We start from the raw sequence: 15,844 nt of genomic DNA on the forward strand, positions 1-15,844 counted from the left end.
TATATGATTGAAAAGTACTCCAAGAGAGCTATTATTACTCTCTTGGTTTGTTTTCGCATAAAGATATTTATAAAAACATCTTTGTTAAATTAATTTGACTAATCATCCTTACCATATCCAGAAAGTAAGGTTTCTAAAGGATCATTAATAAACCTGTATGCTTGGGATTTCTTTATTTCTTGCGCAATATCTACCAAACTCGGTTTCACATGGCACCCGTTTACCATTAATACAGCATCATTAATTTTTATAAAATTAATGATTGTTGATAAATGCTTTTTGGTTAAGTTTCGCAAATCCAATTTGACATGAATATCTGATAGGTTATTGTCATCATAGAAAAATTCAATGCATGTCTCATCAATTTTTCCATATTGACATATATCCCCCGTCCAACTAGGTTCTTTAGGTAATATTTCTTCTAAATATTGTAATGATTCTATAGAAATTATGTTCCTTTTCCATGCTCCTTCCTTATGATTTTTTTCTTTCTCAGGAATAACATCAAACTCAAATTGCCATATTGCCATTTTAATCCCCCATTAGTAAATCATCTATATGTATGCCAAGAGAACTGTTAGTGTTTCTCTTGGCTTGTTTCACATGATAGGCCTACAAGAATTTAGATATAAAACAGTCTAAATTACACACTATCATCTCAATAAAACTAATCTTCAAAATTATATAATACTCCTAAGTTTTTTATTGCATTGTACTCTTCGATAAAATTGTCCATACCACTCAATTCATTAACATCATAGCCTGAGAACAACAATGCTCCTCGGACATTACTCAGTAGCTGTTTCCATTCATTCATGAATTTTTCAGATTCCATAGTAATGCTTGTTTTTTGCATTCAACAATTCCACCGTATCCCTTACAACTGTTTCCCAAAAAGCCACTACAGTGATTACATCATTTTCCCATACTATATCCCATGTACATGCAAATGTATTTGATGGCCATCTGATTTGCAATTCTCCTGAGGATGATGATCTTATACTATTTATCATTTTAATTATATCATCCATCATACAGCTTATATCATATTTGTATGATAAAGGAACATATATATGATTCCAGATTAGAATTGCATCTTCTGTAAGCATCGGGAATATTGTTTCTATAGCAGTCGATAGATCATAATCATCATCTTCAAAAGCCCCAGTTTTTCGTGGTGTATTTGCTTGAATAAAAAAATCCATAATTTTATCATCTCCTTAATTTAAGCTTAAGGCATATCGTCATTATCGTCTCTTTTAGCAAATGGGATTAGTTTTCTATTTGGATACCTTTGTTTTAAGTCATATGATGCTCTTATCTAGGAGTAAATATATAAATCTACTCCTATCTCAGCTTTTATTAGATCGGCAAAGCGAATCAGATCACTATTAAAATGTATGGCTGGTTTTGAATTATTCTCTATCTTTATAGTAATTATAAAAGCATATTCTAAGTTGTATGTTTCTCTCATGCTTTGCAACGCATCTTTTTTTGATTCTAGCATAATTGTTATTTTAGATAGTTGCTCATTAACATCAAATGACTCTTCAAAATTAGTCCCTATTGACCAACTCCCCGTCCGCCTATTCTTTTGTTTGTTTGCTATTTGCTCTCCTTTACGCCAAGCTTCATCAGGATTAATTTGCATTAATCCTGATATAATTTCTGGTTCCAAATAGTCTCCCTCTGCGACAAATTCTGCCTTAACGGTTGTTTTACTCAATTGAATACCTCCTAAATCCAGTTTGGGCTATTATTACTTAATGTATTCGCCAGTCGGAATACCCTCACCTTTTCCACCTTTTCTGTAAACCCATAATTGTCCAGTATCCTTGTCAATATAAATATCATACTGTGCTATATTCTTTTTCCCTACTACATCTTGTTTGACTTCATGAGCATCAATTCCGTTTTGTTTCAAATAATTGTCCTTTGCCATTTTTATGTTTGTTGGATTACTAGTTTTTGATTTTCCTGACCCACTCTTAATATTAGAAATGAGATCTCTACCATCACTAATAAGGTTTTTAAATCCACTTGTGGTTAATGCCGCACTTCCTGTAGTAAGGGCTAGCCCGCCAGCGCTTACTGTCCCAATGGATAAGCCCCCACTTGGAACCGCTGCAACTGCACCTCCACCTGTTAGCGTCAAACCAGCTGTCATTCCTACATTCCCTATAAGAATACTGCCAAGGTCTGTTAAGACTTTTCCGATGTGATAGAGATTGTTGTCTTTATTAACCTCTTCATTTTTACCGATTGTCCCGACAATTCCAAAGGTTCCATTACTTGCTAGGCCATCGACAATACCTGTACTCAGTGGTGCAATGCCTTTACAGACGGATGTCCATACTTTTTGTAGGCGTATTTGATGTGCAATTTGGTTTTTGACTAGTTTTTTTGATTGTTGGGCTGGTTTTTATTTTTGCTATGGTCTTCCCTACGTATTTACCTGCTTTTTTCGGTACAGATTTAACAAGGCTTTTTCCTTTAGCAAGCATGCTTTTACCAACTTTTTTGAATGTTTGTATGGTCTTTTTCACGGAGCGTTTTGATTTTTTTTTATTTTTTTTCTGGGTGATTTTTTTTTGCTTTTTTTGTATATTTTTTTTCGCTGCTTTTCCAATTTGCTTGATCGATTTTGTGGCAGTTTTTTTTGAATTTCTTCACCGCGCGTTTGACTTTTGTCACTGCTTTTTTTCGCGGCACGTTTGATTTTTTTTGTAGACTTTTTTTAGCCGCTCGCTTGATTTTCTTGATGACGCGCTTCACTTTTTTTAACGGTTTTCTTGATAGCTTTCTTGACTTTTTTTCACCGCTTTTTTTAATGCTCTTGCCGAGTTTCTTCGCTGCTTTTTTTGGCTTTGTTTTTGAGTTTCTTCCCTTTTTTCTTCAGCCAATTCATGAAGTGACCGCTCGGATCGCCATAGGAATTGGGATTGTTGCCGCCATAAATGTAGCGGTTTTGGCTTCGTGGATCGTCTAGGGCGCCGCGATAGCTGTCGGCTTGTAGGAATCGACCGGTGTTGGTGTCGTAATTCCGTGCGCGTAAGTTTTGACTGTCGCTAGTGTCGTGCATTTGCGCGCGGTATCCGATTTGGTTGGCCATTGGTGCGGCTGCGATTGCTGTACCGTAATCGGTATAGTCGTAATCTGTGCTTTCCTCGCCGCTTGCATCGATCTTGCCCACGATGTCTGTCAAGCCGTTTTCGTGGTAGCTTTCGTCTTCGGTACCAAGGATTTGGTCGTCTTCGCCAAAGCGGTAATCGGTGCTGGTTTCCGTCGTTTCGCCGTTGTCTTCGGTGGTTTCGTCGAGTTGTGCGACTTGGGTGTATTCTTGGGTGAGATCGTTGATGTAGCGAATCGTTGTGATGGCTTGGTACCCGACGGATTTGGTTGTTTCTGTCGTGCGTTCGGTGCTTGTCGAGCTGCCACCATCGCTTTCTTTCAGCTCTGTTTTGCCTTGAATGCCGTCTTTGGTTTTCGTGGTTGTGCCTTCTTCAGATGTCGTTGTTTTCGTGCTGTTGTCTTTCGTCACGACGTCGCTGCCTTCTTCGGCGATTGGAGAACACCCTTCAAAATCGCCAGACGCGCGTTTTTCGAGTTGTTTGGCTAGGCTCTCGGTTTTAGTTGTGGATTCTTTTTGCTTCGTTGTCGCGCCTTCTGTGGCTGTTTTACCTGGTGTTACTTTTAAGTTGTCTTTGGCTTGTTTGTCGTAGGTGGTGATCCATTCGCTGAGGGTGCCTGTGACTTCTTTGGTTTTGTCGGTGATCGTTTCTTTGCCAATCCGGTTGCCAAATGCGTCGTAGCTGTAGGTCGTGACGTGGCCTTCGTTGTCAGCGGATTGGATGAGTTGGTTTTCACCGTTGTACGTGTATGTTTCTACTTTACCACTTCTTAGTGCTTTTTTGGTAATGTTTCCGTTTTTGTCATGGGTGTAGGTTGTATCGGCGTCTCCATCGGCTTGGATCATTGCCAACACATTGTCGTCATCATAGTGGTAATCCTCGATGGTTTTTTTTGCCGTTTTTGACGCGTTTTAGTTTGGTTCGGTTTCCGTTGGCGTCATAGATGTAGGTGATGACTTCGGTGTTTTTGCCTGCTTTTATCGTTGTGTCTTTGAGTTGATCGTCGGCGTCGTAGGTGTGGGTTTTGACTTGTTTGCTGCCGTTTTGATTGATCGTTTCTTTGGTGACATTCCCGTTTTCATCGTAGACGTAATCGAACGACGCGATGACTTTGCCGGACTTGTTGCTGGTTTCGACGTGTTCGGTTTCGCCAATTGCGGAGTAACGATAGGTTGTTTTGGTGCCGTTGCTGTAGTGAATCGCGAGTGGTAAACCGTTGGCGTCGTAGTCGTAGGTGGTTTTCTTGCCGTCTGCTTCGATGACATCGGTTAATTGGTTTGTGTCGTCATAGCGGTAGGTCACGCGGGTGCCGTCTGGATACACTAACGCGGTTTTGCGCCCAATGGTGTCATATTCGTATTTCAGGGTTTCGCCATTCGCATCTTTGACCGCCGTCACATCGCCGTATTTGTTGTACGTGAAGGTCGCCGTCCCGTCTTTGGATGTCGCGGTTTTGATCTCGTCGTTTTCGTCATACGTGTATTTGTAGCCGCCACCGTCGAATTGTTGCTCGACCAGATTGTTCAGTTCGTCGTATTTGTAGGTCGTCTTGCTGCCGTCTGGTTTCGTTTCCGATTGGAGCGAACCATCGAGCGATACGCGTATTTCTCCGTTTTGCCTTCTGGTGTCACTTCTTTGACCATATCGCTACGGTCGTTGTAGCTGTATTTCGTGACAAAACCTTTGGCGTCTTTGATTTCTGTCAGATTATCCACTTTGTCGTAGGTGTACGTGGATGTTTGACCTAGGCGGTTCTTCGCTGTGGTCATCCGATCCAGCGCGTCATATTTAAACTGTTCTTTGTTGCCTTTTGCGTCCGTGGTTTCTGTCACGTTTTCGTTGCCGTCGTATTTCATTTTTGACTCGTTGTCGCGTGCGTCTTTCACGGAATCTAACAGTCCGCGCGCGTCGTAGTGATACGTTGTCACGGCGTTTGTTGGGTCTTTTATGCTCACTACTTGATCATTTTTGTTGTAGCGGTATTCCGTGCTTGCTTTCAGTGGATCCGTTTCTTTCGTCACGTTTCCCTTTTTATCGTAGGCGTACTGATACGCCTGATTTCCCGGGTCAATCATCGATGTCACGTTGCCAACCTTATCGTACTGCACTTTCGACTCGTTGCCGCGAACATCACGCATCGCCGTCACGCGGTCTAATTTATCATACGAATACCCAACCGACAGTTTATTCGGGTACGTAATCGCCGTCAAACGCTGCGTTTTATCATACGAATACCGTGTCATTCTGCCTTTTGCATCTTTTTCAGACGTCTGCTGGCCAAATTTATCGTACGTATAGCTCACGATCGCCTGCTTCGATTGATTGTCGCTTTCCTCTGTCACATCGCCGAACTGGTTGTACGCATAACTCTGCTTATAGCCAATTTCATCCGTTTCCGAAAGCAATAAATCGTCTTTATCATACGCATATTTCGTCGCCTTGCCGTTCGCATCGATTTCTTTCAACACATTTCCACGCAAATCATATTCAAATTTGGACGTAATTCCCGCAGGCTCTTTCGCCACCAAAATGTGATCCGCATCGTCGTACGTGTAAATTGTCGTGTTCCCTCGCTTATCCGTTTCCGCCGTCAAACGACCAGCCGCATCATAGCGATTCAGCAACTTAAAGCCAGCCGCGTCAATCTCGGTCGTCAAACGTCCCAGCGGATCATAACCAAATTGCGTCTCGTTTCCTTCCGCATCCGTCTGACTCGTCACAAGCCCCGTCGCATCAAATTTCTGCTGGGTCACGCCGCCATTTTCATCGACAACTTTGATCACATTCCCGTTCGCGTCGTACGTCACGCTCGATACAGCGCCCGCCGCGTCCGTCGTTTTCACCAAGTCATCATTGCCATTATAGCCATAGCGCGTCGTCTCGCCGAGCGGATTCGTCTCCGTCAGCATGTTGCCTTCCGCGTCATACGTGTACGCATACTTCCCACCATTTGGCAGAATCTCCGACGTCACATCGCCACGTTTATTGTAAGCCATGCTCTGCGTCGTGCCCTCCGGATGTTGCTGCGCGACCAACCGATCCGCCGCATCATACGCGTAACCCGTCTTATTCCCACGCACATCCGTCTCGCCAACAACGTTTCCGAACGCATCATAGTCATACGTCTCGCTCCGGCCTTTACGATCCGCCACGCGCGTCACATCGCCAATTTTATTGTACGCATAACTTTCCTTTTGTCCCGTATTGTCTTTTTGCTCCAACAAACGATCCATTTTATCATACGCAAAAGTGGAAACCGTACCATCAGCGTTTTTCTGTTTGACCACATTATCTGCCAAATCATATTCATACGTTGTTTTCCGGCCAATCGGATCCACGCTCTCCGTCACATTGCCACGAACATCATACGCGTACGTCGTCTTGTTTCCAAGCGCATCCACAATCGCCGTCACGTCGCCCGTTTTCGAATACTCGTACGCCGTCTCGTTCCCATAAGGATCCATTTCCGCCGTCAGATCGCCATTCTTATTATAGCGATACTGCGTAATATCCCCCGTCGGCGAAACCTCCGTCGCCACCAATCCGAGCGCATTATACGTATATTTTGTCACGTTACCTTCCGCATCCGTCTCCCGAATCACGTTCGCTTCCCCGTCATAAGCCAGCGTCACCGCATGCCCATTGCCATCCGTAATCCGCGTCACATTGCCATCCGCATCATACACATAGCGAGTTTTCGCGCCAACTTCATCGGTCTCCGTCTGCACTTGGTCCACCTTATCAAACGCGTACTGCTTCACGCCACCAGCCGCATCACGCTCCGCGACCACACTGCCATTCGCATCATAATCATACGTCGACACACGCCCAGCCTCTTTCAGCTTCGTCGTATTGCCATTCGCATCAAACTCGTACTCCTGCACATTGCCTTCCTGATCCACAAAACGCGTAATATTCCCCATTTTGTCATACGTAAAGGCTTCCGTCGTGCCATCCGGATACGTAATCTGCGTCACGTTCCCATCCGCATCATACGCATACGCCGTCACATTCCCTTTCGGATCCGTTTCCGCCGTCATATAGCCCGATTTCGCGTCATACTCATACGTCGTTTTCTGCCCATCCGCCGTCTCTTCCGACAACTTCTGGCCCAGCGCATCATACGTGTAACGAATCACCGCACCATCCGCAGCCGTCGCTTTCACAACCCGGTTCAGCGTATCATACGCAAATTTTTCCTTGTTTCCAAGCGGGTCCGTCTCACTGATTTTATTCCCGTTCCCGTCGTACGCGTAGCTCGTCACGCCACCCATCGGATTCGTCTCCGAAGTCAAGCGACCCAACGCATCATACACATACACCGTCTTATTCCCATTCGCGTCCGTTTCGCTAACCTTATTCCCGTTCGCATCATAGCCATACGCCGTCACGTCCCCGCGCGCATTCACTTCCCGCGTCAATTCCCCACGCGCATTCCGCGAATAGCTCTCTTTCCCACCATTCGCATCCGTCACCACGCTAAGCATCGACAACGCATCATACGCATACACCGTCACATTCCCACGGCCATCCGTCTCGCGCACAGGATTCCCATCCGCATCATACGCCGTTTTCGTCGTCGCACCATTCCCGTCCTTCTCCGAAATCAGCTGTCCATCCACGTTATACACGTACTTCTCCACAGCCCCATTCGGCAAAACAGACCGAACCACGTTGCCCGCCGCATCATAGTCATACGTCGTCACCCCGCCAAGACTATCCGTTTCCCGCACAAGCTGATTTTTCCCATCAAAAGTCGCCGTTTCCGTCGACCCATCCGGATAAACCGTTTTCGTCACGTTCCCGTTCGCATCATTCACAAACGTCGTCTTATTTCCCAGCTGATCCACAGAAGCAACCAGTTGATTTTTCCCATCATACACGTTCTCCGTCACCGATCCATCCGCGTATTCAATCTTCGTCGTCTGCAAGCGCTCATTAAAATAAATCACCTGCTTATTCCCATTAAAGTCCGTCGTCGTCGTTTTCCCGTCCGCGTATGCAAGCGTCGCGACATTCCCCTCGCCATCCGTCTGCTTCGTCACACGACCATCCGCATCAAACACGTTCTCAATCAATAATTTCCCGTCATGATCCTTATACGACGTCATGTGATGCGCGTCATCATACTGATACGTCACCACTTTTCCCGTCTGGTCCACAAGCTTCGTCAAATTCCCGTCCGCGTCATACGAATACGCCAATTTGCCACCATCCGGTAACGTAATCTCCTTCAAATGCCCCTGCGAATCCCACGCATACGTCAGCACTTTCCCAGAACCCGTCACCATCTTCGTCAACTCACCGTCCGTATTATACGAATACACCGTCACATGACCCGCCTGATCCGTCGTTTTCAAAAGCAGTCCATTCGCCGCAAAAAGCGACACATCGCCAGTCTCCGAGTTCACAACCTCAAACTCCCGCGCACCATCCTTACTCAACTTTTTCGTCAAAGCAAGCGGCTCATCCTCCGCAATCCTAAAAGTCCCGTTCGTCTGTTTGTCAAAAAACACACTTCCGCCATCCGCACGCGTCAACATCACCGTTCCGTCCGAAAGGAAACCAAGCTGATCCGCCAAATTAAACGTCCAGTTCCGCCCCATCGGACTATCCTTGCCTTGCCCCATCGAATTATACGTCCGCGTTATCGTGCGTTCGCCGTCGAAATCAAACCACTTCGCGTCCTCCATATCATAAAGCAAGTTCCCACTATCAAAATTAATCGGCTCATATCCGAACGTACAGTGTTTCCCACGCCCAACCGCCAGCGCATCCAGTCGCATCTTATCCGCCGAAGAATAATTCCCCGTCTGATACGCCTTGCCCGCATTCTGCTGCGGATTCCGAATAAACACCAAATTCCCCTGAACCAAGAGCTCATCCTTCATATTATTATCCAACATAAACTGCGACCGCTTGTTCGAAATCCCGTAAAATTTCAACAAACGCGGCAACGAATCCATCCCCGTTACCCTATAAATCTGAAACGTATCATACTTCTTGCTCGCTGACTCGTTCCCGTCCTTAATCTCCGCCTCCACTTGGTACAAATGATTCTCCGCGAGAGCACCCTTCAAAAGTAGCGTATTCGTCTGCCAATTACTCATCAACTCGCGATACTCCTGCGTCAAATTGTTCAGCTTCGGATAATCCGGGAACAAATAATCCCGCCCTATCGACGGATCCGTCCCGCTAAACGTCACTTTATTTTTATCCGACGTATCGACAATTTTATAATTTATCTTCGCATCCGGACGACCAACCCCGTCCATGCCAAGCGCTGTAAAATCAAGCATACCATCATTATTCGCACTCACAAAAGGACGCAAATACAGCGTCGTATCCTTGAGTGGCATATCCGCATCAATCGGCGGACGCTCGCGATGCTTAAACACCACATACGGCGACTCACTCGTCACACCAGATTTAGGCGCAGCAAACACATCGGCCTGCGAATACGGCAATTCAAAGCCATTCACCTTCGCCGTTTTCACAATCACGCCATTATTTTTCCCACCATTGACCCAATCCTTCGCAACCGTCGTAATATCAAACGAAACCCGACGATTCGCATCATCAATCCCGCCAATATACGTCTCGTTGCCATCTAGATTCGCCGGTGGACCATACGGAAAACCAAGGCTCTGGAATTTGCCATACGTCAGGTCATCAATCGCCCCAACGTCCTTCGTAATCCCGTGCACCTCAAATTGACGCTTGACAATTTTGCCGCTGCCATCCTTCGCACGATCCCCCCAAAAACCTTCCGTTCCACTTCTAAAAAGAGAAAGCTCCGCCGACTCAATTTCGCGGTTTGTCCCAATTTTTTTAATCTCACTATCCGGAACCTTCACGACACCATACGTGATAAAATGAGCGGCACCAAGCGTTCCCGAGTTATTCCCATCATCGTATCCAATATACATGTACGGCTGAAAAGAATACGCGACATCATCCCGATACTGGCGCAAACTCGTTGCCTCAATCCCGTTCGTAATCTTCGTACTCACAAATGAAACCGCGACCTTAGCAAGCTTCCCGTCACATTCGCCGTACTAAACGCCGCAACCTCTAGCTTGTAGCCATCCGCCGTCTTCACCGTTTTCGCCGACAACGTATCAATCACAGAACCCGTCTCATCTTCCAAAACAGGACTCGCAATCGCGCCAATCAACGTTTTGCCACGATAAATCAATGTCGCCGCACGCTTCGCATCATCCTTCAGCGTCACGCCATCCGGAACCGTCAAATCAAACGCCACCGATTGCGCCGTCTCGTCTCCCGCCTTCACATACTGCCCAAGCTCCATCCCAAAACTATCCGCCTGCATCGTAAAAGCATCCGTTTTAGCATCCTCACTCGCATACAATATCCGATTATCCTGCGTCGCAATCTGCGTCAAATCCGCATCCCCACTCGGCCGAACCGCCACATCCGCGCCATCCAAACCAAGCGTTGGCATCACATCTTCCGTCACGGTTTTCGGCGTCACAATCGGGCGTGCCGTCTCATTCGCCGTCCACGCCTTCGCACCATCCTTCACCAGCGTCGTATCAAAATCCTCCCAGTTCCCCGTCGCGCTATCCTTAAAATGCACCGGCTCCGTGAAATAATACGTCTCACCCTCACCCGTATCCTGATTCACAAACGTCTTCGTATTCTCCGTCCGATCCGCAACCACCTCATCCATCCCAGCAGCCGCCCAATCCTCCGTCAAACCATCCGTCACACTCGGCGCCTCCGCCTCAAACAACCGCAACGCATCCGCATTAGCAGTATCCTCATTCTCCGCTACCGTCACACTTTCCGTCCGCGCCCCATCCTTCAACTGTTTCTGCGCATCCTTATCCAAATCCGCCACCGTCACCTTATCCTGCGATGCCAACCGTTTCCCATAATAATTCCCAAACTCACTCTCCACACTCATCGCGCCCTGCACAAACTGCCACGGCATCATCGAAAATAGCAAAAGCGTCACCAATAAAATCTTCAATCCCTTTTTCATATGTAATCCCCGTCTCCCTTTATAATGTCATTTCCTTCTTCACGTTCTTCTCTATCTCCAAAATCCCCGTCAAAACAACCTGCGCCTTCTTATAATCCCGCGCCTCAATCGCATCATTCATGACTTTCAGCTCCGTTCCAACGTTGCCATAAGCCGAATAAATTTTCCGATCCTGCTCCGATAATCCGTCCCAAACATCAGACTTCTTGGCTTTCACATAAACCGCCCGAAAACCCGTCTCCATCTCCCGTAACTCCGCCAAATAAACCGGCTGACAAATGTCCCCATTCAACTTCAAATCCGACCACTTCGCATAATCCTGTTTAAAATCCTGCGCAATTTTCACCGGCTTCGTCCCCTTGGCACCATCCCGCGAGCACTGTTGAAGCGCTAACAAGAGTATCACAATAAACACCAAAAACAGTGCTAATACCACCCACACCTTTTTATTTTTTAACAATTCCTGCATCCAAAACCCTCCCATTTTTCCACAATCTCGGCTAGTATACCACAGAAACAGGTCGATTTTAGAAGCAACTGGAAATTGTCGATTTTCTGTCACATTTAATAGCAGAAATATGAATATAACTCGCTTCTCTGACTAATTTCAAAGTACAATGCAAAAAAACGCACCTTTTTTCCCCAGATGGTATAATAAAACAAAAACGACAGGAGTCGAATCCGATGTTTTCCAAAATAACCGTCAGCAACTTCTTTTCCATCCACGACGAAATAAGCCTAACCCTAGATCACAGCTACAGCCCTGCCGATATTTTCAACCAAAACACACTCTACACCTACTACGACAACCAGAAAAAGCGCAGCATCCTAAACGGCGCAATCCTTTACGGCGCCAACGCATCCGGCAAAACAAACCTACTCTACGCCTTCGAATTCACCCGCACCATGATCCAAAAAAGCCATACCTATACCGAAAAAACAGATTTTAACATCACACCCAACGCCTTCAAGTTCTCACCAACGAAAGAAACCATCAGCCGCTTCACCATCACCTTTATCGAGCCCAACTTCCAAGAAAATCAAGACATCCAATACACCTACAAACTCGCCATCGACACCCAAAACTTGGAAATACAAGAAGAATCCCTAACGTATAAAAAGATACTCAAAACAACATTATCCAAGCCAATCATCGTTTTTGAACGCCTAAAAAGCCAAATTCCGAAAAAAAAACACCCAACTAAAAAGCCTTTTCACCAAAATCGAACAAGAGAACATCACATACAAATCCATCCTGTCCATGCTCATCCACGACATCAACAAAGCTTATTTCAGCAAAGAAACCACATCCCCTGCCTATAAAGTCGCCGAATCCCTAGCCATCCAAGTCACCAAAGGCTTCCAAACAAAGCAATTCGACGGCGAGTCCCTAGAAGCATTCGCCGAGCAAATCAACAAAGACAGCGATTTCAAACAAGAAATTCTAGAAACCCTCTACGATTTCGATTTTGCGATTCAAGATTTTTCCGTTACCGACATGACCGATAATCTCGTCGAATCCATTGAACAAGCCACTTTTTCCGATGATGTAAAAGCTCAACTCATCGCAACAACCAAGAAAAACCGCCGCTTTGAAATTAGCACCGCGCATATCGTGGACGACGTGAAATACCCGCTAAGCATGAGCATGGAATCCGATGGCACCAAGAAATTCCTAGAAAGTTCGATCCGGCTTTTCGACGCGTTGCAACATGAAATCCTGTTTATCAGCGACGAATTCGACAACAAATACCACACGAAAATCCAAGAAGGCCTACTAAACAAATTTATCCATCAAGAAAACGACAAAAAAGCACAATTTTTGATTGCCTCCCATAACCCGCTCCTGCTAAATCCCGATCGCTTCGCCAAAGAACAAGTCATTTTCATCCAGAAAGATCGCGAAACCCAGGCCAGCGAAGTTTTCAGCCTTAGTGAATTCCATGAAATCACCTACGACAACCACAATTGGACGAATCTCTATTTAGACGGTCGTTTTGGAGCCGTTCCGGAGGTGTTTTAAATGAGCCGCGAAATTCGTAAAATCGTCCACCTTTTCATCCCCGAAGACAGCGGTGGCATCAAACCGAACAGCTGCGAAGCCCACTATTTCAAACTACTTTTCCAACGCAGACTTAAAAACTACCAACTGAAAATCTACACACACGCCCAAGAAACCAAATTCAAAAAAAGCGCTGAAATTCAGCGCCCATCCCGATGATAAATTTTTCATAGTGACCGATCTCGATTTCACAGAAGACCGCTCCAACCTCCGATACGTCAAGAAAAAGATTCGTAATCTCGCCGCTCTCGGAGAAAACACCCAACTATTCGTCTCCGGCCGCAGCTTCGAAGTCTGGCTCTGCATGTACCACGGCGTCTACACCAAGCGCTTCATCTCCCAAGCCGCCCTAAACAAAACCGTCGCCCGAGACTACACAAAAAAAGAGCGCTGGTACATCAAAGAACGCGGACGACTCTACAGTAATTTACGATCTGCCAGCGCCAACGCAAAAAAAATCACGGCGTATCATCCTGTCCGGTGCCTCGCGTGACCAAAAACGCTACGTCACAGAACTCCCAAATTTCACCGACGAAGCCTTGCTCGACTACTTCATTGCTCGCGAAACGTTCACATATGTGGATTTGTTGGTGAAGGAATTGCAGCATTTGAGTCGGTGATAAGAACCCTTATAAAGTTAGATATAGCAATTGACTACTCGGCGACACAAAAACTCTTTCGCATAAAACTACTCCTATGCGAAAGAGTTAGAAGTTGGCAATTTTAATCAATTGTTGTAATGAACTAAATCATATGGATAGTATGGAACATTTTTCAACACTTCATCATCGAGTTGTAGTACTTTCGCAATTGCACCGCTCTCATAACTCCAATAACCACTATAAGTATCAAATTTACTTTTATGCGAATCATGCCATCCTGCATCATCATGCCCCTTATACCAGTCTTTTTCAAGGTAATACTTCAGCTCATTTACAGCAGACTCTTTATTTTTTTTCATGAACAACACTTTCCAATATTTTATAAGGATTAGGATATAAAATTTCTTGTGTCGTTATCTCCCAATATTTGTTGTTTTGATGCAATAAGTAATCAATTAGATAATCATGAAACTCCTCTTTTTTGATGATATTTTCTATTTGTTGGAACTGCTCTTTTGAAGCCCCAACTAATATTCCTAATGAAATAGCCCACAGTAATTGTACATAGCTACCAGTATCTTTTTCCCAAGTTCTTTCAAATGAGTTCAGGAAAAACGGGTAGACATCTTTAATGTCTTCTATTGGGTGTCCTGACGAATAAAGACAATTAATCTTAGCAGTATAATATTTCAATAACACAATATGAACGCGTTCAATACTAGGATCATTTTCTCCTCGTTCTTGAAGAAGCTGTTGTAACATATCTTGATACTTTTTTATTAGTTTATTGTTTTCCTGTATTTTTTCCTCAAAATATTTTTCATCTTTCAATGTGTCTCTCACTAAATTCACTCCTTAATTTTTTTACCAGCTTCATCTAGCACAGATTCAACTACATTTCCGTTTTTATCTATTTTAACTAATACTTTTTGAACATTTTCTGGATTCAGGATGAGTTCATCTTGAATTTTTTGTGCAATCTCTGGTCCAACTGCATTGTCTAATCTATCACTACCTAGAATCCATTTCTCACTCATTTGCTTACCGTCCTTTGTTTTACCTAATCTCGATGTATTATATTTAGCTTCCGCAATGACATATTTAGGTGGTGGACTCGCATTTTCATAAACGCCATCAATTCCCTTGACTATTTTATCATTTAAACTAGTAACGCGATCTGAGCTAATTCGCTTGTAGGTAGTACTCTCATAGTGTACATCCATTTTCATCTCGCCATAATTTCCTTTTCTCTTGGTGGTTATCAGTTTTACACCACCGCTTTCCACATCTCGAATGACATTGTATTGCGCTTTATTCACACCGCTAGGAACAATGATTGGTTTCAGTTTGGTTTCTTTAAAATTCTTTTGTGCTTTTGATTCCCTGATTACCAAATTAGATTCTATTTTTGATACACTTGCTTTTGGATAAAATTTACCACGACCTCTAATCGCAACTAATCCAGTTGCCATCCCTGCAAGAATAGAGAAACTTTGCATACTCGTTATATCATTCCCAGTCATCGAATCATATCCTTCAAGAACGCCTTTGATTCGCTCGGCATCAAAGTCTGCATTGGCATCTCTTGGCACTATAATTGTACCATCATTAATTCCTTTATTGTAAGCAATCGTTGCTTCTGCTGCCTCGGCATCGGTCTTACCGTTTTTCGTAAGTACCCAATAGCTACCTTGTAATGTTTTCTCATACTTGGCATACGGATCTTTTTTCTCTGGTGTGAGATTTTTCAGCCAGCCCATATTCAATGCTTTCGTGTTGAATGTATGGCTTACTGTATTAAATGCTTTACTGCTTTGAATTTCTGCTAATCCTTGTTTCACTTGATACAACTTGCTCAGCACATCTTGCATCACATTTTGATGGCTCATGTCAAAATCAAGATAGCGTTCTATGATTTGCATTTCGTGTTGTAGTTGCCCCATCGCGGTTTGCATCCCTAATTGCATGCCGATTTGCTGTCCAAGTGAGGAACCGCCAGCCATCGATTTCATTTTCACCAACAAGTCTTCATAGCGATTTT

General features: G+C 44.6%; 17 protein-coding genes and 1 pseudogene. 4 read left to right on the plus strand and 14 right to left on the minus strand.

Annotation, left to right across the window (positions count from 1 at the left end; genetic code table 11):
- Positions 1–98: 98 nt before the first annotated feature.
- The 11 genes and pseudogenes from PCORN_RS12155 to PCORN_RS12185 form a co-directional block, all read right to left on the minus strand.
- On the minus strand, positions 99–530 hold the full coding sequence (locus PCORN_RS12155) for a hypothetical protein (protein ID WP_036080942.1): 432 nt from the start codon (positions 528–530) through the stop codon (positions 99–101).
- A gap of 137 nt (positions 531–667) precedes the next feature.
- Complete coding sequence (locus tag PCORN_RS20405; protein WP_241433175.1) at positions 668–856, minus strand: hypothetical protein; 189 nt, start codon at positions 854–856, stop codon at positions 668–670.
- Entirely contained in the window at positions 825–1,205 is a 381-nt protein-coding gene (locus PCORN_RS12160) for a hypothetical protein (RefSeq protein ID WP_241433176.1), read from the minus strand. Before PCORN_RS12160 ends, PCORN_RS20405 begins: the two co-directional genes overlap by 32 nt.
- A gap of 116 nt (positions 1,206–1,321) precedes the next feature.
- Positions 1,322–1,726: a DUF4279 domain-containing protein gene (locus PCORN_RS12165; RefSeq protein ID WP_036080945.1), complete on the minus strand. Its 405-nt coding sequence runs from the start codon at positions 1,724–1,726 to the stop codon at positions 1,322–1,324.
- Between the two features lie 33 nt (positions 1,727–1,759).
- Positions 1,760–2,167: a polymorphic toxin type 33 domain-containing protein gene (locus tag PCORN_RS20410; RefSeq protein ID WP_241433177.1), complete on the minus strand. Its 408-nt coding sequence runs from the start codon at positions 2,165–2,167 to the stop codon at positions 1,760–1,762.
- Between the two features lie 660 nt (positions 2,168–2,827).
- On the minus strand, positions 2,828–3,976 hold the full coding sequence (locus PCORN_RS20415; protein WP_241433180.1) for an RHS repeat-associated core domain-containing protein: 1,149 nt from the start codon (positions 3,974–3,976) through the stop codon (positions 2,828–2,830).
- Positions 3,977–3,995: 19 nt separating this feature from the next.
- Positions 3,996–4,529, minus strand: coding sequence for a hypothetical protein (locus tag PCORN_RS20420; protein ID WP_420912035.1), 534 nt, complete (start codon positions 4,527–4,529; stop codon positions 3,996–3,998).
- A pseudogene (locus PCORN_RS21500) lies at positions 4,530–4,736 on the minus strand (hypothetical protein); the annotation flags it as partial.
- Entirely contained in the window at positions 4,655–10,144 is a 5,490-nt protein-coding gene (locus PCORN_RS20425; protein ID WP_241433178.1) for a DUF6531 domain-containing protein, read from the minus strand. The gene PCORN_RS20425 and the pseudogene PCORN_RS21500, both read right to left, overlap by 82 nt.
- Positions 10,141–11,139 (minus strand): hypothetical protein, encoded by a 999-nt coding sequence (locus PCORN_RS20430; protein ID WP_241433179.1) that lies wholly within the window; start codon positions 11,137–11,139, stop codon positions 10,141–10,143. Before PCORN_RS20430 ends, PCORN_RS20425 begins: the two co-directional genes overlap by 4 nt.
- Before the next feature lie 19 nt (positions 11,140–11,158).
- The gene (locus PCORN_RS12185) at positions 11,159–11,608 is read right to left on the minus strand and encodes a hypothetical protein (protein ID WP_036080948.1); all 450 of its coding nucleotides are present in this window, start codon (positions 11,606–11,608) and stop codon (positions 11,159–11,161) included.
- A gap of 215 nt (positions 11,609–11,823) precedes the next feature.
- Between PCORN_RS12185 and PCORN_RS18575 the strand changes: the two genes are divergently transcribed.
- From PCORN_RS18575 to PCORN_RS18585, 4 genes are read left to right on the plus strand one after another with little or no spacing between them, the layout of a single operon-like run.
- Positions 11,824–12,462 carry an AAA family ATPase gene (locus PCORN_RS18575; RefSeq protein ID WP_077913894.1) on the plus strand — a complete coding sequence of 213 codons (639 nt, stop codon included), beginning with the start codon at positions 11,824–11,826 and terminating at the stop codon, positions 12,460–12,462.
- Complete coding sequence (locus PCORN_RS12190; RefSeq protein WP_036080951.1) at positions 12,401–13,162, plus strand: AAA family ATPase; 762 nt, start codon at positions 12,401–12,403, stop codon at positions 13,160–13,162. The genes PCORN_RS18575 and PCORN_RS12190 overlap by 62 nt, the downstream gene beginning before the upstream one ends.
- Positions 13,163–13,360 (plus strand): hypothetical protein, encoded by a 198-nt coding sequence (locus PCORN_RS18580; protein ID WP_077913895.1) that lies wholly within the window; start codon positions 13,163–13,165, stop codon positions 13,358–13,360. It begins immediately after the preceding gene.
- 13 nt (positions 13,361–13,373) lie between these two features.
- A complete protein-coding gene (locus tag PCORN_RS18585) occupies positions 13,374–13,694 on the plus strand; it encodes a hypothetical protein (RefSeq protein ID WP_159102585.1) in 321 nt (106 codons plus the stop codon).
- Positions 13,695–13,928: 234 nt separating this feature from the next.
- On the opposite strand, the gene PCORN_RS18590 is transcribed toward PCORN_RS18585, so the two are convergent.
- The 3 genes from PCORN_RS18590 to PCORN_RS19695 form a co-directional block, all read right to left on the minus strand.
- Positions 13,929–14,162 carry a PoNe immunity protein domain-containing protein gene (locus PCORN_RS18590; protein ID WP_051999434.1) on the minus strand — a complete coding sequence of 78 codons (234 nt, stop codon included), beginning with the start codon at positions 14,160–14,162 and terminating at the stop codon, positions 13,929–13,931.
- Entirely contained in the window at positions 14,149–14,646 is a 498-nt protein-coding gene (locus tag PCORN_RS12195; protein ID WP_051999435.1) for a PoNe immunity protein domain-containing protein, read from the minus strand. The genes PCORN_RS18590 and PCORN_RS12195 overlap by 14 nt, the downstream gene beginning before the upstream one ends.
- Positions 14,647–14,651: 5 nt before the next feature.
- Positions 14,652–15,844 (minus strand): hypothetical protein (locus PCORN_RS19695; RefSeq protein WP_206537448.1); only part of this gene is annotated, 1,193 nt, incomplete at its 5' end.

The organism is Listeria cornellensis FSL F6-0969, assembly GCF_000525855.1.
GTDB lineage: Bacteria > Bacillota > Bacilli > Lactobacillales > Listeriaceae > Listeria_A > Listeria_A cornellensis.

What these genes read in the sequence shown, in the direction of transcription:
- PCORN_RS12155 (WP_036080942.1), bottom strand. Translation starts at nt 530, where the DNA reads ATGGCAATATGGCAATTTGAGTTTGATGTTATTCCTGAGAAAGAAAAA.
- PCORN_RS20430 (WP_241433179.1), bottom strand. Translation starts at nt 11,139, where the DNA reads ATGAAAAAGGGATTGAAGATTTTATTGGTGACGCTTTTGCTATTTTCG.
- PCORN_RS20405 (WP_241433175.1), bottom strand. Translation starts at nt 856, where the DNA reads ATGCAAAAAACAAGCATTACTATGGAATCTGAAAAATTCATGAATGAA.
- PCORN_RS18575 (WP_077913894.1), top strand. Translation starts at nt 11,824, where the DNA reads ATGTTTTCCAAAATAACCGTCAGCAACTTCTTTTCCATCCACGACGAA.
- PCORN_RS12190 (WP_036080951.1), top strand. Translation starts at nt 12,401, where the DNA reads ATGCTCATCCACGACATCAACAAAGCTTATTTCAGCAAAGAAACCACA.
- PCORN_RS20410 (WP_241433177.1), bottom strand. Translation starts at nt 2,167, where the DNA reads ATGACAGCTGGTTTGACGCTAACAGGTGGAGGTGCAGTTGCAGCGGTT.
- PCORN_RS18590 (WP_051999434.1), bottom strand. Translation starts at nt 14,162, where the DNA reads ATGAAAAAAAATAAAGAGTCTGCTGTAAATGAGCTGAAGTATTACCTT.
- PCORN_RS20415 (WP_241433180.1), bottom strand. Translation starts at nt 3,976, where the DNA reads ATGATCCAAGCCGATGGAGACGCCGATACAACCTACACCCATGACAAA.
- PCORN_RS12160 (WP_241433176.1), bottom strand. Translation starts at nt 1,205, where the DNA reads ATGGATTTTTTTATTCAAGCAAATACACCACGAAAAACTGGGGCTTTT.
- PCORN_RS12185 (WP_036080948.1), bottom strand. Translation starts at nt 11,608, where the DNA reads ATGCAGGAATTGTTAAAAAATAAAAAGGTGTGGGTGGTATTAGCACTG.
- PCORN_RS18580 (WP_077913895.1), top strand. Translation starts at nt 13,163, where the DNA reads ATGAGCCGCGAAATTCGTAAAATCGTCCACCTTTTCATCCCCGAAGAC.